This window comes from Candidatus Endomicrobium procryptotermitis (assembly GCA_031279415.1).
Taxonomy (GTDB): domain Bacteria; phylum Elusimicrobiota; class Endomicrobiia; order Endomicrobiales; family Endomicrobiaceae; genus Endomicrobium_B; species Endomicrobium_B procryptotermitis.
Map to the genome: position 1 here is coordinate 43,234 of JAITIP010000025.1, position 19,739 is coordinate 62,972.

The 19,739-nt window shown below is 35.2% G+C and carries 17 protein-coding genes and 1 tRNA gene; 11 read left to right on the forward strand and 7 right to left on the reverse strand.

Features of this window, described 5'->3' with window-relative positions; translation table 11 throughout:
- Window positions 1-660 precede the first annotated feature (660 nt).
- Window positions 661-2,226, forward strand: a complete 1,566-nt coding sequence (locus LBD46_05115; GenBank protein ID MDR2426542.1) for an ankyrin repeat domain-containing protein — start codon at window positions 661-663, stop codon at window positions 2,224-2,226.
- 117 nt (window positions 2,227-2,343) lie between these two features.
- Here the strand turns inward: LBD46_05115 and LBD46_05120 are convergent, their stop codons facing one another.
- The 3 genes from LBD46_05120 to LBD46_05130 form a co-directional block, all read right to left on the reverse strand.
- The gene (locus LBD46_05120; protein ID MDR2426543.1) at window positions 2,344-3,093 is read right to left on the reverse strand and encodes a TIGR03915 family putative DNA repair protein; all 750 of its coding nucleotides are present in this window, start codon (window positions 3,091-3,093) and stop codon (window positions 2,344-2,346) included.
- The gene (locus LBD46_05125; protein MDR2426544.1) at window positions 3,066-4,388 is read right to left on the reverse strand and encodes a putative DNA modification/repair radical SAM protein; all 1,323 of its coding nucleotides are present in this window, start codon (window positions 4,386-4,388) and stop codon (window positions 3,066-3,068) included. Before LBD46_05125 ends, LBD46_05120 begins: the two co-directional genes overlap by 28 nt.
- 130 nt (window positions 4,389-4,518) lie before the next feature.
- On the reverse strand, window positions 4,519-5,817 hold the full coding sequence (locus tag LBD46_05130) for a GIY-YIG nuclease family protein (protein ID MDR2426545.1): 1,299 nt from the start codon (window positions 5,815-5,817) through the stop codon (window positions 4,519-4,521).
- Window positions 5,818-5,998: 181 nt separating this feature from the next.
- On the opposite strand from LBD46_05130, the gene LBD46_05135 reads away from it, so the two are divergent.
- The 3 genes from LBD46_05135 to LBD46_05145 all read left to right on the forward strand — a co-directional run bounded on the left by LBD46_05135 (window position 5,999) and on the right by LBD46_05145 (window position 10,194).
- A complete protein-coding gene (locus tag LBD46_05135; protein MDR2426546.1) occupies window positions 5,999-6,565 on the forward strand; it encodes a hypothetical protein in 567 nt (188 codons plus the stop codon).
- Between the two features lie 110 nt (window positions 6,566-6,675).
- Entirely contained in the window at window positions 6,676-8,277 is a 1,602-nt protein-coding gene (locus LBD46_05140; protein MDR2426547.1) for a hypothetical protein, read from the forward strand.
- A 243-nt stretch (window positions 8,278-8,520) separates the two neighbouring features.
- Window positions 8,521-10,194 carry a restriction endonuclease gene (locus tag LBD46_05145; GenBank protein MDR2426548.1) on the forward strand — a complete coding sequence of 558 codons (1,674 nt, stop codon included), beginning with the start codon at window positions 8,521-8,523 and terminating at the stop codon, window positions 10,192-10,194.
- A gap of 585 nt (window positions 10,195-10,779) precedes the next feature.
- Here the strand turns inward: LBD46_05145 and LBD46_05150 are convergent.
- Entirely contained in the window at window positions 10,780-11,994 is a 1,215-nt protein-coding gene (locus LBD46_05150) for a peptidoglycan DD-metalloendopeptidase family protein (protein MDR2426549.1), read from the reverse strand.
- 108 nt (window positions 11,995-12,102) lie between these two features.
- Here LBD46_05150 and LBD46_05155 point away from each other — a divergent pair, with 108 nt between their 5' ends.
- The 7 genes from LBD46_05155 to LBD46_05185 all read left to right on the forward strand — a co-directional run bounded on the left by LBD46_05155 (window position 12,103) and on the right by LBD46_05185 (window position 17,698).
- Window positions 12,103-13,320 carry a DUF1015 domain-containing protein gene (locus LBD46_05155; GenBank protein MDR2426550.1) on the forward strand — a complete coding sequence of 406 codons (1,218 nt, stop codon included), beginning with the start codon at window positions 12,103-12,105 and terminating at the stop codon, window positions 13,318-13,320.
- Window positions 13,317-13,796, forward strand: a complete 480-nt coding sequence (locus LBD46_05160) for a CvpA family protein (protein MDR2426551.1) — start codon at window positions 13,317-13,319, stop codon at window positions 13,794-13,796. Before LBD46_05155 ends, LBD46_05160 begins: the two co-directional genes overlap by 4 nt.
- Before the next feature lie 18 nt (window positions 13,797-13,814).
- Entirely contained in the window at window positions 13,815-14,687 is an 873-nt protein-coding gene (gene hisG, locus LBD46_05165) for an ATP phosphoribosyltransferase (protein MDR2426552.1), read from the forward strand.
- Window positions 14,688-14,704: 17 nt separating this feature from the next.
- Window positions 14,705-16,186, forward strand: coding sequence for a glutamate--tRNA ligase (gltX, locus tag LBD46_05170; GenBank protein ID MDR2426553.1), 1,482 nt, complete (start codon window positions 14,705-14,707; stop codon window positions 16,184-16,186).
- Window position 16,187: 1 nt separating this feature from the next.
- Window positions 16,188-16,547 carry a DUF1844 domain-containing protein gene (locus LBD46_05175; protein ID MDR2426554.1) on the forward strand — a complete coding sequence of 120 codons (360 nt, stop codon included), beginning with the start codon at window positions 16,188-16,190 and terminating at the stop codon, window positions 16,545-16,547.
- 320 nt (window positions 16,548-16,867) lie between these two features.
- Complete coding sequence (locus tag LBD46_05180; GenBank protein MDR2426555.1) at window positions 16,868-17,410, forward strand: NAD(P)H-dependent oxidoreductase; 543 nt, start codon at window positions 16,868-16,870, stop codon at window positions 17,408-17,410.
- A gap of 215 nt (window positions 17,411-17,625) precedes the next feature.
- Window positions 17,626-17,698, forward strand: a tRNA-Gln gene (locus LBD46_05185).
- Window positions 17,699-17,835: 137 nt separating this feature from the next.
- Here LBD46_05185 and LBD46_05190 read toward each other — a convergent pair.
- From LBD46_05190 to LBD46_05200, 3 genes are read right to left on the reverse strand one after another with little or no spacing between them, the layout of a single operon-like run.
- Window positions 17,836-18,114, reverse strand: a complete 279-nt coding sequence (locus LBD46_05190) for a hypothetical protein (protein MDR2426556.1) — start codon at window positions 18,112-18,114, stop codon at window positions 17,836-17,838.
- Between the two features lie 3 nt (window positions 18,115-18,117).
- Window positions 18,118-18,768, reverse strand: a complete 651-nt coding sequence (locus LBD46_05195; protein MDR2426557.1) for a hypothetical protein — start codon at window positions 18,766-18,768, stop codon at window positions 18,118-18,120.
- On the reverse strand, window positions 18,765-19,097 hold the full coding sequence (locus tag LBD46_05200) for a helix-turn-helix domain-containing protein (GenBank protein ID MDR2426558.1): 333 nt from the start codon (window positions 19,095-19,097) through the stop codon (window positions 18,765-18,767). The genes LBD46_05195 and LBD46_05200 overlap by 4 nt, the downstream gene beginning before the upstream one ends.
- Window positions 19,098-19,739: the final 642 nt, after the last annotated feature.

Here is a 19,739-nt window from a genome sequence, read left to right on the forward strand (position 1 = left end):
ATAACAAGCAATGAATATAATTATGACAGTATATTTATATCATTAGAACTTATTTAAATAATGACCGTTATAATATTTTAAATAGTGATAAGTATCACTATTTAAAGTATAAAAATAAAATATCCCGCAAATCACTTTATGCGAAATATTTCAATACGCAAAAACTTAATCTAACAAAAAGAACTTAATAACTTTACAGGATTATATAAACTTATTATGTTATTGTCAAATTTTTGTACGAGCTAAGTTCAACATGCTAATGCAGTACTTGTAGTTGTTTGAGAAAGCAAAGTTGAAATATCTGCTAATTCTTGCCGCCTTACCGCCGCTGTTAAGTCTTTAAAGGAGAAAAAGAGTTTCAGCTGCCGAAGCAGTGGGATACATGAAAAATCAAAGTAGTAAAATAATTAAAGCGAAAAATTCTGTTTTTGAACAAAACATATAAGAAAGCTGCAAGAAATTTGTTTTAAAGAGTTATGCATTAAGAAAAGAAATAGAAAATCAAATAAGCAGTCATTGGTCTACTGAAACAGTTTTTGGCTTAACAACAGAGCAAGAAGAGATTTTTATTCTGCTGCTGCATTAGCAATTTGAATTTGCCGTAATAAAAGCTAAAATAATCATATGTCAAATTAAAAAACTTTGTTTTAGGAGATACTTATGAAAAAAATTTGTTTTTTATTGTCAGCTCTTTTTTTAGCCGGTTTTATAGGGTGTGCCATGCGAACGGTAATTGTGCAGGAAGCCGTGCCTTTGCCCGCTCCGATGCCCCAGTCCGTTTCCGTTCATCATAACCGCAAAATCGCAACGACCCCGTTAATTTATGCCGTAAGTGTTAACAATCTTGGTGATATTCAACATTTGTTAAGCCGAGGAGAAAATGTTAACGAAATTTTTTTCAGCCCGCAATATGAAGCAACACCTTTACAGGAAGCTGTAAAACATGGAAATACTGCTGTAGCACAATACCTTATTAAATTTGGGGCAAACATAAATTTAAAAGCTAACGATAAAACCGCTATTGAAATGGCTGTACGTAAGAATGATTTAAAAATGGTGCGCCTTTTGGTTTCAAACAGAGCTTATATTTTTGCGCCAAATATTCTTGAAGACAGCGTTAGGGAACGCGATACTGCCGTCTTAAAATATCTTTTGGATAACGGCGCAGCAAAAAGAAGTTTACCAATCGCAGGACGCAACGCTGATTACGCTTTAATTAAAGCCTGCAAGCTTGGAAATATTGAAGCTATGCGGCTTTTAATTGCAACAGGAGCCAATGTTTCCGTGGTAGATGCAAAAGGGCGAGGTCTGCTGTTTTATGCCGCAGAAAGAAACGACATTGTAGTTTTAGAATTTGTTTATCCTTACAATAAAAAAATGTTGAATGCAGCAGATAATGATGGGTTTACCCCTTTAATGGTTGCTGCTGAACGCGGAAATATGCACGGAGTAAAATTTTTAGTTGTACAGGGAGCACATATTGATGTCCAAAATAAAAAGGCTCGGACCGCTGTCCATTATTCAAAAAATGCAGAAATAACAAGATTTTTAAACGAAGAAGCTGCCAGACATAAAAAGCCTGCAGGATATGCAGTTAAAAGAGATACGGCTCAAAAATATGATAGTCATGCTAAGCCTGAGGCTAATAAGCCTGTACAAACAGTAACGACGGTATCTAAAACTGAAGTTAAGCCCATACATCAACAGACAAATGAGCAGGCAAAACCAAAACCAAAACCTGATATTGATAATGACCGTAAAAACACAAGTGTTCAAACTGACAAAAAAACCGAACAGGCAATGCCTGCCAGATCTGAAAGCACTGTTCAGCAGACTGTGACGCAAAACATGCAGCAAAATGTTACAAGCCGTCCTTCAACAGCAGCTGAGACTGCGCAAAAACCATCCCAGCAGGCTAAAACTGAACAGGTAATGCCTGAACAAAAGTCCACTAAACAAATGAAACCTGCTGCACAGACAAAGTCTGCTCAGACGAGGACTAAGCAGACAAAGATTGAATCAGTAAAACAGAAAGATAAAATAAACAACCTAAAAAAACAGACTCAGCCTACGGCAAAGTCTGTGGCAAAACCTGAGACAAAGCCCGAAGCAAAATCTGAAGAAGATCCAGAAGCAAAGCCTGCGCAAGATTCAAAAGATGAATCAAAAAAAGAAGAAGACAAAAAAAACAGCGTAAAGCAGTCAAAGCCAAAAAGAAACAAATAAAAAAATTAATCGGCATACTGTAAAAGCTCAAACACATAATAGACCTCCCCGACCTCACGGTCGGGAAGGTTTATTTGGCGGTCATTAGGAAATTTTTAGCCTAATGACAAAATTGGGTTAAAATTCAGTCATATTGCTCCAATAGCGTTTCGGCATGAGAATTATTCTGTGTTTTGGATTTTTGCGTTCTTCAATGGCTGTTGTGTCATAGAACATTTCCCATAGATTTCGGTAATGATACTCTTTGGCTTCGGCTTCAGGTATTTTAATATCGGAAATATCCGAAATAACGTATTTGCCTTTTGCATAAGCGCATATCATATTATGTGTTTCATCGTAAATTATAAATTTTTCATTAGGCATTCTGGCGGCAAAATGCGGTACTATGCGCTGTAATACAAAATTTTTAGGTTTTATTTTTGCGATCAGTAAATTGCCATGTACGGAAAAACGTGTAAACCCAGTAAACTTATGTGCTTCATGTGTCATTTGTTTTACGGCTTTTGTCAGAATAATGACCGTATCGTCAGCAAGCATATTAATTATTTTTCTGCCAGTTTTATATCCTATGCGCATAAAATCAAGCATAAACATTTCCTTATGTTTAAGAGACGTTAAAAGCGCATCTTCCAAAAAAACAAGCGTTTCTGCATTCATTTTTTTCTGAATTGATTTTTTAACGAGGTTTGCTTTTTCTATGTCAGTTATTATATTAAAATGTTCAAAAAGTCCGGGTTGAAAATCTTTTTGATTTAATATGTTTGCTGGAATTTCTCTTAGGGTAAAACTTTCAAAAGCGCAGCATAAAAAACCTTCAAAAGTACCGTCATAATCATAAATTATGTTACGTGTGGAAAATTCAGCCATAAATGCTCCTTTTTGTGCGTAAGTTTTGGTTTTTCAAAAAAATCAATCTGTCTTGGATATTTTTCGTTTTTGTACATATCAAATTCTTTTTTTGACATTAAGGACTTCAAAATATTGTCATGTTTTATTATCAAACTATCATTTTTTCTGCCTTTGCATATTATGAAATATTGAGCACGTTTTAAAACTATGCCGAGTTTTTTTAGAGAGATAAAATTGAGTCCACCATACCTTCTTGCCATGATTATCCTTTGAGCGCTTCTTACGCCTATTCCCGGTACGCGCAGTAATTGTTCGTAAGATGCTTTGTTTATTTCTACGGGAAAAAATTCAGGATGATTTACGGCCCAATTGCATTTAGGGTCTAAAAAAGGATTAAAATTCGGCGATTTATCATCAAGTATTTCATCGGCGTTGAATTTATAAAATCGCATGAGCCAGTCGGCCTGATATAATCTATGTTCGCGCAAAAGCGGTGGATTTGTGTCTAATGAAGGCAGCATGGAATTGTCAGATACGGGAATGTAAGCTGAAAAGAAAACTCTTTTCAATTTAAATTTTTTATAAAGGCTTTCTGTCAGTTTTAGAATATGGATGTCTGTTTCAGGTGAAGCGCCTATGATCATCTGCGTACTTTGTCCTGCGGGAACAAATTTCGGAGTTTTTTTGTAAACGGTTAAATCTCTGCTGTTTTCGGATATATTTTCTTTTATAAATCCCATCGGCTTGAGAATTGAATTTTTACTTTTATCTGGAGCGAGAAGAGTAAGACTTTTTTGTGAAGGCATTTCTATATTTACGCTCATTCTATCGGCAAGCAGCCCAATCTGCCGCAAGAGTTTGCTTTCTGCTCCCGGAATTGCTTTTGCATGTATGTATCCACCGAAATTATACGTTTTGCGTAAAAGCGTCAATGTCTGTATCATCAGTTCGCATGTATAATCCGGATTTCCGATAATTCCAGAACTTAAAAACAAACCTTCAATATAGTTGCGTTTGTAAAATTGTACGGTTAAATCCGCCAATTCTTCGGGCTTAAAAAAGGCTCTTTTAATTTTGTCGTTGGATTTCCTGTTTAAGCAGTATTTGCAGTCGTATGTACATATATTTGTCTGTAAAACTTTCAGCAGAGAAATGCAGCGACCATCGGCGGCAAAGCTGTGGCATATACCTGCAAGACATTTGCTGCCGATACTGCCGCTGCCTATAGAATTGTCCGAAGTCCCGCTTGAAGTGCATGCGATATCGTATTTTGCTGAAGCGGCAAGAATTTGTAATTTATCAAAAATATCCATTTTGGATTTCCTTAAAAAGTTTAAAATCCTTTAGGAATACAAATGTATTATATTTTGACGGTTTTTGCAAGGGAAAAATATACAAGTGACTATTGATTAACTTGATGGTAAATTGCAAGATAAGAATATTCTAAACTTTTCTGACTATTATTCTTGACCAAGTTGGTTTTCCGTTAATATAAGGAATGTATTGTTTATCGTTTATAATTTTATATCCCTTTTCCAGCAATCCATTCAATAACGGACGAGAAGAAACCCCAAAGCTTTTTTTATATCCCTCAGGGATAAAATTATTGTCAACTAATAGCAGTCCGCTATCGTCATACTTTTTATATTGTGTGGGTATATCTTTCAGCGGCATTATTTTTAATTGTTTATATTTAGGTCTATTGTTTATTGGCAGATTTGTATACCAATGTCCTGCAGCCCTTACTGTCTCTCTTTTAGGGTTCAGATACCAATCTACACTATTATATCCCGGCCATACCTTATTGTTTTTGAAATATGGAATAAATGCTGTGTTCAAGATATTGACAATGTTAGATATAAACAAAAATTTCTTACCACTTTCAATGGTGATTTTCCAATATTCTATTGCTCTTGAAAATGGTGGATTTGTACACACTATATCCACCTCTTCATTAAGTATTTTTATAGACAATGGATCGGCAAAACTTCCCGTGTATCCTTTGGGATGTTCTTTTGTGCCAAACTCTGAAAATCCGTCTTTTGTAAATATGTATCCGGCTGAACCCTGATTGAATAAATCTACCTTTCCGCTATAATGTGTGCATATCAATTTTTTCAGCCCAAGTTCTTGAAAGTTTTGTAAAAAGTATAATGCAAAGGCAGAAGTATTACGAGGGTTGTGTCCCGTTTCATTAGTATCTACTGCATCGTCGCAATTACAAAAAATAACCTTATCACACCATATTTCTGCGTCATACATTTCTATTTCTTTTTTTATGTCTTCATACCTTGTATAAAATTCGTCATTATCTATTTTTTTCGCTTTTGTTATAATATTTTCTCTTGTAAGTCCCCGTTCTTCTAATGATGGAGTTGTTTTTTTGACAACTTTGATTTTTACAATTTTGTTTTTAGGTTCAAGTTTTATAAATGTTTCTCTCACGAACAAATTATGGGATTTAATAAAATTGACATATTGCTCAAACAGCCCTGAATTATAAAAATATATCTCTTTACTTTTATCTTCTCTCAAATGACCAAATTTTACTTTGATTACATTTTCTATTTTTACCATATCCGATACTTCGCAAGTAAATAGGTATTCATAGATATTATCTTTGGATTTTCCTGTCATATTATTGTATTCTTTCAATCGCCGTTCTAAATCGTCGGTTCTGCCAATTTTACAAAATGACAACTCTTTGGATGCTTGAACAATATAAATAAATTGATTAGCCATAGTTTTTACCCTTATCTAAAGGCAAATTATAAAACATATTTGCTGAAGACGCAATCATTTATATTTATAGAAAAAGTGATAACTTGCAGGACAAAGAGAAATAAATACACACGTAAAATAAATTGAATTTTGATTTATCTGTCAATAAAATTTATAATTTTATTGTTAAGGGGTAATTTTAATGAAAGAAAAGACAAAAAAGATGATTATAATTTTGACTTTTGCGTTCTTTTGTGCATCGGCCACAATAATGGTTATCACGAGACTATTTGGTTTGACATTTTTTAAACTATCCAAACCTACACTTCAAATGATTAACAATCTTACTCCGGAGAATGAAAGAAGAATCGCTGAAATTGCAGGTTTAGACGCTAATCACAAAATACTTTACGTTGAAAAGTGGAAAGATCGTGGGTCCGTTCTGATAATTTGGATGACCAATAACGGAAATATAGAAAAAATTATCCCATATGTTAACGATTCGGATAAAACAGAAAAAGTCCGCAAATACGACCCTTTGAGCAGGACTTTTGTAACCGGCGACTACTATGAGAACAATTCATCATTTGTCATAATATACTCTTATAAAAATTATTTTGGAAATTTTATAAGATATCAAATAAGATTTGTTTCTTCCGGAGCATTGAATTCCGTGTTGGATATTTTTCAGGGTCATAAAGAATATGCGGCAGGACGGCTTGAAGATTATGATCTGTGGCGCTTTCAGTTGGACCAGCAATATAAATAACAATATTTAAAATTCCAAAAAAATATTTTTAAAAAATCAAAATACTAACAAAAAAATAACAGAATTTTGGCAAGTTGAAAAGTTTTTTCCGTATAGGTATAATAAATCGTATGAAAAAAGTAATATTGCCTTTTATTTTTATTGCTCAGCTTGCTGCTGTATCTTTTGCCGCGGAGGTAAAAGTAAGATATATAGTATTTTTTGCCGAAAGTTCCGATATTGCCGAAAAAGTTGTGGATAAAATACTTTTTTCAAAAAGATTTTGTATGACAGTTCCTGTCATTTCCGGCAGTACGGTTGCGGCAGGGCTTGAAGAGCTTGTATCAAGAGGCAGGATAGAGCCTTCTTTGGTTTTTGAGCCTGAACCCGTGTTTCCGATTCTTGCGACAGTTTACAGTTCAAGTGAAAAAAAAGTTGACAGACTAGTCTTTAACGATTTTATTGCCGGAGGAATAAGCGCTTTTGAAAATTCTGTGAATAAAGAAAAGTTCGGCCTATTTTTACGTTCAGGAGAAGTTTCTCACAATATTTTATATTATTTTGCCGGATTAAAACTTTCATGGATTAATGTTGATAATATGAAAGAATCTTTTAATGGAGTTTATGATATTGATGGTATTGTGGCTTTTTCCATATATAAAAATTTTCCGACCGCACAAAAAAATGTAATGAAATGGCTTGAGTCCAAAAAAGAAAATATAATCCCCGTGCTTATTACAAAAAGACATCTGCGCAATGAGGAATTTATGGAATATATAATAGAGTTATTTGACAGAAGCAAATATATAATACCCGCGGTTCCTCTTTATGTGTCCTCCGTAAAACGTGAAATGATTCCGGAAAATAAATCGGTTTCTTTTGAACTGCTTTCCGTAAAGCCGGACATTATGACTAAACTTTATTACGCATTTTCTTTTATCAATGATTATAGGACTTCTGCCGATTTTCTCGAATACTCTTACAGAAATGCCCAAAGTGAGCTGCTTTACCTTTGCAGCTATGATATTTTAAAAGGAGTATCTTCCAATAAAGTTGCCAGCCGCAGAATGTTTGACGCAGCATACAATAATATATATAGGCTTTTGGGAGCGGAATCACCTTCAGATAAAGAATTGTCCACTAAAAAGCCTCTTATAACGGATAGCGCTCTGTACATGGGTACCGAAGAAGTTTTACATACGGAAATATTTCCGATTGAAGGCGGCGTGTCAATAAATAATGACGGAATATTAAAAAATCTAACGGTCTTGTCAAAAGAAGGCAGATTAAATATATCGTTTTCTTTTGAAGGCGATATTGGTTGGGATGAAAAAGTATCTTACTTTGACATATATATAGATATGAACAATTTTGAAGGTGCCGGTTCCACCTCTATGATGCCAGATATTAACGGATATTTAACGCCAGATTCAGCTTGGGAATATGCTTTAAGAGTAAATAAAGACAAGATTTTGTTGTACAGACATACCGCAAATTCTGTAACGTTTTTGGCCGAGATACAAAATTCATTTCATGATTTGCAATCATCTTTTTCAGTTCTTCAAAAATATATAAGAGGAAATCCGTCAAACTGGGGTTATCAGATTGTTGCAATAAGCGGCCTTGACGGGGAGACAAAAATCGTTGATTTTTTTGTCAACAGTGCGCAAAATAAAGATGTTTTTCTTTCGATAAAACCTTTCCAAATACCTGCCATACGGCTGAGAAAATAAAAATATTTAATCCACCCGTTGTCAAAATCAGTAATTTTATTACACTCTTTTCCATCAAATAGGTCTTTTTTATATCTTATGAGATAAAAATCACTATAATTCCTAAAATATTTTGTAAATTATCTCGTATCATTGGCATATTTCATAATTCCTTTTTTCAGCATGGAAACTAGTCTATTTTATAATTGAAAGATTATTCTAAAAATTGTATATTTTTCTGTGATTCTATAAAGGATTAGCAAAATGAAAAACCAGCTGATATTAGGTGATAATTTGGAAGTATTGAAAAAGCTGCCGAGCGAAAGCGTGGATTTATGTTATATAGATCCGCCATTTTTTTCTAACAGGAATTATGAGGTTATATGGGGAGATGACGGGGAGATACGCTCGTTTAAGGATAGATGGTCTGGTGGAATAACACATTATACTGGGTGGCTATATGAGCGTGTGGAGCAGATTTATAGAGTGTTGAAATCTACGGGGAGCTTATATTTACATTGCGACTGGCATGCAAATGCCTATATCCGTGTGGATATTCTGGACAAAATTTTCGGCATGAATCATTTTAGATGTGAGATTATTTGGCAGCGCCATAATTCCCATAATGACGCAAAAAAGAAATTTTCCGTACTCACCGATACAATTTGGTATTATACTAAATCGAATAAATCCATCTACAATCCCATTTATGGTTCTTTAGACGAAAAATATACCGACAGTTTTTATAAATATGATGACGGTGATGGGAAAGGCTTATATAAGTTAGTGGATATGTCGAGCCCAAATTCACGACCAAATATGATGTATGAATGGAAAGGATTTCCATATCCGCTAAAAGGATGGCGCTATAAAAAGGAAACAATGGAAATATTAGATAATGAAAACAGAATTTTTTACCCCAAGGATACAAGCGGAAAATTTGATTTATCAAAAAGACCTCGTTCAAAAAAATATTTAAGTGAAACAAAAGGACAATTATTAAGCAATTTATGGTTTGATATTCGAAATGTACAAGGCAGTTCCAAAGAGCATATCGGTTACCCTACACAAAAGCCGTTAGCTTTATTAGAGAGAATAATAAAAGCAAGCAGTAATGAAGGTGATGTGGTACTTGACGCATTTTGCGGCGGAGGTACAACACTGGTTGCAGCGCAAAAGTTAAATAGAAGGTTTATAGGGATAGACCAGTCTGTGCAAGCAATAGCAGTATCACAGGCAAGGTTGGAAAAGGAACAAGATTTATTTTCAGCCACTTTTAGCGTGGAGCGGTATAAATATGATTATGAAGCAATCCGCAATCAGCCTGCATTTGAGTTTGAAAGTTTTATAATAGAGCAGTTTGGCGGTAATAGCAATAGTAAGCAGCGCAGCGATGGTGGAATAGACGGCATTAAAAAAGAAGCTGGTTTATCCGTGCCGATACAAGTGAAGCGCAGCGATAATATAGGGCGAAATGTTATAGACAATTTCAAATCAGCAATGGCGCGTTTTGATAAAACTTGCAAGCGTGGATATATAATAGGGTTTTCGTTTGGGAAAGGAGCGGTAGAAGAGGCGGCAAGATTAAAAAGAGATGAGGGAATAGAAATAATATTGAAGAAAGTAGAAGAAATAATTCCAATAGCAAAACCGCCGCGCATAGAGATTAGCTATGAATGGAAAGAAGCAGGAACAAAGAAGGATAAAGAAATAACCTTTGTTGCCAAAGGGGATAAAGTAGAGATATGGCAATGGGATTTTGAGTATAATGAGGAAAAAGGATTTAAGGGAGAGATAATGCTGGATAAAAAAGGAAAGCAGACGAAAGTATTATCAACGGGAAAATATCAGATAGCAGTAAGGGGAGTAGACAAAGACGGATTAGAAGCAATAGAAGTCATAACCATAGTAATAAATGGAGGTGTGTGTAAAGAATAAATTAAAGTAAAAATAAGGGTAAAAATAAAGTTAAAAATCAACTTTACAAAGAAGGGTTATAAACAAAGATAATTATTTTATATTTCAAAAACAACATTCATTGACAAGCAAAACTAAAATGAATATTTAAACCCAAAATTACCATATATATTATTGTATCCGTCACTAAAATAACTTGCATTTACAAAACGTCAGCCTGCTTCAAAACATTCAGAGAACCGCCCATTTCTGAACTTGAAAAAATAATGACTGCCAGCAAAACTAATAGTAATTTTTTCATTTTTTATCTCACTTTTTATTTTATTATTAACCTTCTGCCCTGCGGACTTTCCACGGAAGCGGGAAGCCTAGTTTAAAAATGGATTGCGGCTCGCAGTCCGCAATGACAACTGATACCGGAGGTTCATTATTTTTTGTTGGGGTTTTTAGTTAGGCAAATAAAAAGGCGGCAAAATATCTGAGCCATTTCACTAACTCGTATAATCGCCGCCTATGCCTGCCTCAATTAAGAGGACAGGCACAAAGCAAACGATTATTTTAGGAGTAAAATGTGCCCTGCAAACTTTTTTAATGATAAATCAGGATTTAAATTTCATCAAGTTTCATTTTCATTTCTTCTGCATATTTGAGAAATTCTTCTTTATCCCTTCCCGATAAAACTGCTACAGGCGGGGTTTTCATCGTTAGAAAGTTTACAAATTTACCATTTTTTTTAATTCTGAAATCAAGATGCGGACCTGTTGCAAGTCCAGTACTGCCGACATATCCTACTATTTGTCCTTGTCTTACTCTTATGCCTCTTCTTATTCCTCTGCCATATTTTGACAGATGTCCGTAAGATGTTACATACCCGTTTGAATGCCTAACTTCGACGTAATTGCCGAATCCGCCATTTTTTTGAGATTTTGTAACGGTTCCATCGCCGATTGAAGATACTGGTGTTCCGGTAGGAGCTGCATAATCTATACCAAGGTGAGGTCTCACTATTTTTAATATCGGGTGAAGCCTGTTCGGATTAAATTTTGAACTTATCCTTTTAAATTGGAGCGGCGCTTTTAAAAATGCACTTCTTACAGACTTTGCATTTTCATCGAAATATCCAAATTTTCCTTTTGCTGTTTTAAACAAAATGGCATTATAAATTTTTTTACCTGATTTATATCGTGCAGCGATAATTTTTGAATATGACTGTACATTTTTCTTTGCTATGGTTTCAACCTCATAGATGATTGTAAAAGCGTCGCCTTGTCTTGTGTCGGTAAGAAAGTCCATCTGCCATGCAAATATGTCAGCAAAAGATATAATTAAACTGGACTGCACACCTTGTCCTTCCATAGCGTTCCACAAAGACGAATCTATCGTGCCGGATATATTGAAAGTAGATAGTGTTTTTGCAAGAACTTTTTTTGAAGATTCGATTGAACCGTCATCCATCTTTTGTATTGAGTAAAAAGATTCTCCTGCGGGATAATACCAAAAGTTTATCCATTGCCCTGTTGTTGTGGAATAGACGACTTCAAAAAAGTCTCCCGCGTTAATTTTTCCGATTTTGAATCCTATTTTGCCCAGTTCTTTCTTTATTGCCGTTTTATCATTGTCTGCAAGCCTTGTTTTCTTTAAAGCCAAATCAAAAGAATCTCTGTAAACGATTACGGTTTTCTCAATATCCATAATATATTCTACAGGTTCGGGTTTAAATTCGAGCTTGCTTATTTTTGTGAACAATACCCATGAATATGCGGCAGCCGTTACGATAAATGTGATAATGCAAATATATATTTTTCTTAATTTTTGATTCATTTCTGGACTATTTTACAAGATTTGCGGCATTTTGACAATGTCGGAATAATTATGATAAAATCCATTTAGTTATTACTATATTTTGAGATTAAAAAATGGAGATTTGCCATGGCAGAAATTAAAGCTTTTGATGCAGTAAGATATCCACAAGAAAATATTACAAACTATATATGTCCTCCTTACGACGTTATAAACCCGCAGGAAAAAGCAAGGCTTCAAAAACTTTCTCCTTACAACATAATAAATGTCGAATTGCCAGATATCAAAGGCAAAAAAAATAAATATGTCAATGCATCAGAAATTTTTAAAAGCTGGATAAAAGAAGGCGTTTTAAAGTATGACGGCAAACCTGCATATTATTTTTACGAACAGGTTTTTGAAGACCACGGGATAAAAATGACAAGGAGAGGCTTTTTTGCCGCTTTAAAACTTGAAAATCCGCATTCCGCAAAAGGTTCAGTAAAACCCCATGAAAAAACTTTGGCAAAGCCTAAAGCCGACAGGTTAAAACTTCTTAAAGCCGTAAAAGCAAACATCAGTCCGATTTTTGGACTTTTTGACGACGGGAAAAAGAATATTGTCGATTTATGCAGAAAAATAGCAAAAAGTCGTCCCGAAGCTACGGCGAGAGACAAAGAAGGAACTTTCCACAAACTCTGGATAGTTTCCAACAGCGAAATAATATGCGATATTGAAAAATATCTCGTAAATAAAAAGATTTTTATCGCTGACGGCCATCACAGATACGAAACCGCATGGAATTACAGTCAGGAAAGAAAAACAAAAGATAAAAAATATTCTTCAGATAAAGCGTACAATTATGTTTTGGCTTATCTTTGCCCTATGGAAGATCCTGGAATTTCGATTTGGCCTACTCACAGAGTTATTGAAGAGCCAAAAAATCTTGAAGGAAACATTGAAAAATATTTTGATGTGCGGCCTTTAAGCGATTACGCAAGATTTTTAAAAAAAGACATACAGCCGATGCTTATATATAAAGGTGGAAAATACAGAACGCTTACCATAAAAAAAGAAGGGCTGCTTAAAAAAGCTATGCCGGATAAATGCAAAGCTTACAGATATCTTGCTGTCAGTGCTTTGCATTATGTACTTATGCCAGACGTGGACGCTTCGGAATTTACTTATGTTAAAGATGATAAAGAGGCCGTAGTTCTTGCCAAGAAAACAGGGAAAATAGCCATTATTGTTCCGGCTACTCCTGTAGAATCTTTGCAGGCTATCAGCTTAAATAATGAAATGATGCCTCAAAAATCCACATATTTTTATCCTAAACTTGCAAGTGGAATTGTGATAAGAACGATATGACACTATTGATAGACATTTTTATACTGGTAAGCATCGCTTTAATAGCTTGGTTTGGCTGGTCCGCGGGGCTTACCAGAAGTTTTTTTGCCGTTTTGGCGGGATTTGTCTCGATTATGGCTGCTGAAAAATATCCTTATCAGTTCGGAATAAACTACTATTTAATTTTTGCAATATGTGCTTTGGTTTCTTATATGGCCGGCGCATTTGTTCTCAGGATTGTTCGGTTTTTCTATATGAATTTAATTGATAAAGCAGGCGGGGCGGTTTTGAGCGTTTTGGTATGGTTTATCGTATGTATAAATATTGTAGTTCCATCGCTTACTTATGGGACGCATGCGCTGGACGGCACAGCGCGTTCTTTTTACAAAACCATTTCAGCTTCAATGCATAAAAACATACCAATTTTTAAAGGATATGTGCCGGTGCTGCTTGAAAATAAAGTAATCGCAAGACAGAGCAATAATGAAAATCAATAAAATTATTATGGAGAAGTCATGAAAAAATTAAGATTGGGGTTTCCCAAAGGAAGTCTTCAGGATTCCACTTTAGAACTATTTAAAAAAGCTGGGATAAGAATAAATGTTTCCTCGCGTTCATATTTTCCTTCATGCGATGATGATGAACTTGAAATAATGCTTATTCGTTCACAGGAAATGGCAAAATACGTGCAGGACGGATTTTTTGACTGCGGACTTACAGGTTTTGACTGGATATGCGAAAGTGGAGCAAAAGTCAAAGAAATATGCGAATTAAATTATGCAAAGTCAGGATTCAGACCGGTGCGCTGGGTTTTGTGTGTTCCTGAAACATCAAAAATAAAATCCATAAAAGATTTGCGGGGAAAAAGGGTAGCTGCGGAACTTATAAATTACACCAAAAAATATTTTGCAAAAAATAAAGTAAAAGCAAACATTGAATTTTCATGGGGAGCTACGGAGGCCAAAGCCGGCAGCCTTGTCGATGCAATAGTTGAGCTTACTGAAACAGGTTCATCGTTAAGAGCGAATAAGTTGAGAATAGTTGAAGAACTGCTTACTTCAACTACAAGATTTATTGCAAATGATAAAGCTTTGGCAGACAAATGGAAAAGAGAAAAAATTGAAAATCTTGCAATGCTGCTCAGCGGTGCTTTGGCGGCCGAAGGAATGGTTGGCTTAAAAATGAATATTATGCGCAAGTCGCTGAATAAAATCACAGCTGTTCTGCCTGCATTAAAAAAACCTACAATTTCACAGCTCAGCGATGAAAATTGGCTGGCTTTGGAAGTCATAATCGAAGAAAAAACGGTAAAAAAACTTATTCCCGCTCTTAAGAGAGCCGGCGCAGAAGGAATAATTGAATATCCGTTAAATAAAATAATTTATTGATGCATAAGGAAAGAACAATGAGTGAGATAAGAGTTCGTTTTGCCCCTTCTCCTACGGGAGATCTTCATATCGGCGGAGTTCGTACGGCTTTGTTCAACTGGCTTTTTGCAAAAAATAAAGGTGGAAAATTTATACTCAGGATTGAAGATACCGATGAAGCACGTTCTACGGATGAATCTGTAAAAGTTATTCTAGACGCTATGAAATGGCTTGAACTCGGCTGGGACGAAGGTCCGGGAAACGAAATCGAAAAGTATGCACCTTATTATCAGATGAAAAGAAAAGAAGTCGGCATATATCAAAAATACGCCGATGAACTTATAGACAAAGATTTGGCTTATCCTTGCTACTGCACTGCTGAAGAAGTCGAAGAAATGCGCAAAAAAGCGCAGGCAAATAAACGACCACCGAAATATGACGGAAGCTGTTCATGCCTTACCAGTGAGCAAAGAAAAGAAAAAGAAGTACAGGGAAGAAAAGCCGTTATAAGATTTAGAATGCCGAAAGAAGGAAAAATCGTTCTTGAAGACCTTATAAGGGGAATGGTGGAGTTTGATAACTCTCTTCTAGACGATTTTGTAATCATTAAAGCAAGCGGCGTGCCTACTTATAATTTTGCCTGCGTTATTGATGATTATCTTATGAAAATGACTCATATTTTAAGAGGTGATGACCATATTTCAAATACTCCCAGACAAATGCACATATACAACGCGCTCGGCTGGGAAATGCCGAAGTTTGCTCATATGGCAATGATTTTGGGAGCAGACGGCAGCAGACTTTCAAAAAGGCACGGACATACTTCAGTTCTCGATTACCGTAAAGAAGGATATCTTTCAGAAGCTTTGATAAATTATCTTTCTCTGCTTGGGTGGTCTACAGAAGATAGCCAGCAGCTTTTTACAATTCAAGAGCTTAAAGAAAAATTTTCAATTGAAAGATGCGGCACAAGCCCTTCAACCTTTGATGCCGCAAAACTGTTATGGCTTAACGGGGAAAAGATACGTTCAAAACCGCCCGAAGAAATTTATGAACTTTTTATTCAATGGCTTAAGTTTACCGGCAATGAAAAAATTATTGAAAGCTGGGATAAAGATTTATTGAAAAAAGCCATAGTTCTCGAACACGATAAAATAAAACTTTTGAAGGATATACCATCTTTAGTTGATTTCTTTTTTACACAAAATCTCAATTATAATGAAGAAGCAGTAAATAGAATATTTTTAAAATCAAAAGACAGTGCAAAAGTCGTTTTAACCGAAAGTTCCCAAAGACTGCCAAACCAAACGGATTTCAGCGCTGAAGCTCTGGAAAAGTACGCCAGAGATTTATCTAAGGAAAAAGGGTTAGGCACAGGAAAAGTTTTTCACCCGATAAGAGTAGCAATTTCCGGAAGAACGCAAGGCCCAAGCCTTTTTCATATGATGGAAGTTATGGGCAGAGATGAAGTGGTAAAAAGAATAAAAACAGCCATTGAAAAATTTTTTTTGGAGGTATAAAATGAATGAAGAAAAAATTGAAATCAATCCCTATTTTTTTAATCTTGTAACTATGTTTGCTTCGGCAGCATGGCAGCAGCTTGGAAAAATGCAAAGCCAAATAGACGGGAAAATCCATAAGGATTTAAAAAGTGCACAACTCACAATAGATATGCTTCTGATGTTACGCGATAAAACAAAAGGCAACCTCATAAAAAAAGAAGAGGAACTTCTTACTTCCACTATATCGAATCTGCAAATAAATTATGCCGATGAGGCAGCAAAGCCGGCGGTACAGCCCGAAGAAAAGAAAGATAATAAGGAAGAGCATAAACATTCTGACAGCTGTGGCTGCAGCCAAGCGCCGTCAGATAAGCAATAATTTTGCAATCTTTATTTCTCTACGCCAAAAATTTATAATCTACCTGCTGTTCCTATATTATTTTTTGTGTATCTGATATTTATTGTCTCAAGTTTAATATGGCTGTTTTATGTCGTTGTGTAATTTAAAACTTATTGGTGTCTCTAAAAACTTCAAAAATTTTTCTTTTTGTAAAAGAGATGGCAGGGCTTTAGGACAAAGCAGCCCCCTTGCCAAACGCGGTATTAGCGTCTCTGCGGGGTTGCTTCATTGTTTAGATATGCCTTTTTGCGTCTACTGTTTAATTCCAGATTATCAATTGTCGGTCTTAAGGAGGTATTATGAAGATTTTTGTAATAATAGGTGGAATGTCTGTAAAGTCGATAAATAAACGGCTTTTTGAATTGATTAAACCTTTAGCTCCGGATGATTTTGAGTTTGAAAACTTTGACATATCATCGCTTCCGTTTTATTCTCAGGATATAGAAGACAACCCACCTGAACCCGTAGTTACATTTAAAGAACAGATTAAAAACGCTGATGCGGTTTTATTTATAACTCCGGAATATAACCGTTTTATTCCCGGAATTCTTAAAAACGCCATAGACTGGGCCTCAAGACCGTATGGAAAGGGTGCATGGGTTAATAAACCAGCGGCAACGCTTGGTGCAAGTATGGGAGCACTTGGAACTTTTGGGGCGCAGATGCAGCTTAAACAACTGTTATCTTTTTTAAATATGCGCGTAATGTGGCAGCCTGAAATATACTTTAATTTTTTGGTAAATGTGGATAAAAATGGAAATCTTGCCGATTCCTCAAAACCATTTTTTGAGAAATTTCTGGCAGCTTTTAGAGAGTGGATTCTCAAAAATTCATCAAAATGACAACGGCTGTTTGTAGAATTGTTAAACTACTGTTCAATGCAGGCATGTATTTTTTCTTGCAGATAAAAATTGTTTTCCATTTCTAAAATGATACGGGCATTATGTCAACTGATTTGCCAATGTCTGATGCTTTTAGTATAATCATGACCATTAACCGGCGCTGAGCAGCGCAATTTAGTCTTTACTTATAACTGATAGTTATTAATTATTTTAATTGCCCGATGGTGTAATTGGTAACACGTCTGCCTCTGGAGCAGAAGTCTCCTGGTTCGAGTCCAGGTCGGGCAGTTTTCTATTTGGTACCCAAAAACCGCAAAATCACTCACAAATCAGCGTTTCCCGTCTTTAAAATCTATTTGCGTTAGTGCAAATAAGACAAAATAAGCAAAGATAAAACAAATACTTTAATAACAATTTAATAACAATTATTTTGCTTTCGGATTGTACAGATAGCAGGTTTGAGGCTTGTCTTTTTCATATGTGCAGTTTTGCCCGGATGGGTTGTGAATGCAGAATACTTTAATAACTTGATCTCTATGTATGAGAATTTCAGTCATCGGATAGATTTTGACATCATATTGTATGCCTGATTTATGATAGCAGCGGATCTCGCTAACTTGCGCATTGCCATAATCCAACAACTGCGAGCCGATCTGCTCCTTAATATACTCACGGATTTCTTTTGATATAGTTGCTTTCTTCATAATTTATATCCTAAAACCAATTCCAGCGACAAAATAATGGTACATTATCGTGGCGTTATAATTATAACTATACATATAAGAGCGGTATTTATTTTCTGTTGTTATGAGGTTGTATCGATAACCTATGTATATATTGAAGCCATCAAAATCAATTCCTATATTTAATTTATAATAAAGAGTTCCGCTTAGCTGAGAGGTCAATACATCATCTTTAATCTCTTCGTTTATATGTCCATACCCTAATCCTGTATTAAGAACAAAATAAGTTTTACTATATAAGTCTGACGGAGCCAATGCAAACATTCCATTATATACAAAATAAATATTTGTAGAATTCAAACCGTCAACAAAATTACGATTTATTCCAAGTCCTATACCATTACCGCTATTTTCGTCTCCGCTTACATAGTAATAATATTCAAATGATAAACACCATCCATCCGAACCTGAGTTTTCCGAAACAGTTATTGTTTTTCCGCTAGAATCCTGCGATGAAACAGTAGTGAGAGATGATAATGTTTTATCAACCGATAAAAACACTTCGGTTTTACCTTTAAAAGATTCTCTCGGAGTTTTTGCTTCCGTTTCTACTTCTGCCCATAAAAAAGTTGTAGATAAGCATATAGAAATAAGCAATAATACAACTCTTTTCATTTTCTTTTCTCCAATCTTTCCATTTTTAACTTCAGAATTTCCATATCTTTTTTCAATAGTTCTATTTCTTGATTAGCAGAATTATATGCAATCGTGTTGTTTTCCCCGAGGTTGAATTGAGCATTTTCAAATAAATACTGAGGCTGTTTTCTTAAAGATTTTGCAATAATTCGCAAAGTATTTTCTGTCGGTGAGGTTTTGCCTTTAATTATACTATTTATTGTCGGTCTACTAATACCACTTTCCTTGGCTAAATCTGCCTGAGTCCATCCAAGTTCTGCCAATGCTTGTAAAATTTTTTTGCCCAAATCGGAATACTTGCTTTGCATAAAAACTCCTTCGTGGTAAAAAATACTTGACTTTTTGTTAATGATAATTTAAAATAATTTTATAAATTAAATAATTCTTAACAAAAAGTTAAGTGTTTGTTCTTTCAAATTATTCAAATTCTTGTTGATTATGGCGTTTGCATTTTTACGGTGGGCGCGCCATAGCAAGTCATAACAATCTAATAAATACTGCTTGTCTGCGAACAGTAGGGCTTCGGCAGGTTTTTTAAACGAGGTTCACTCCTCATGTCCGATACTTTCAGATTGTTAACTAACCTTAATCAAGCGGTTTCGTGTGGAGACCTTACGGTCTCCGCATGGCTTACTTCAACAAGATTTTTCTTTCCGCCTTAGTCCACCTTCTAATAAGTCTTGATACTCATTAGAGAATGTCAGCGGAGTTCAAAAGTTTTAGCAACATAAGTACCTCCTTTTGAACATAAGAATAATTTAAAGAACTTGTAAAAAAAGTAAGGATTAAAAAATGTATCTCGCAAATACTACGCAGCATTGCTATCAGCGCCAACTTAATATCAGCACGGTCAAGTATGTGCAAGATACAGCCGTGCTTAAAATAGAAAATAAGAAGCCAATGAAAAAGAGCCCCTCGCCCGAGCGGTTAAAATTCTTGGCTTCTTTTTC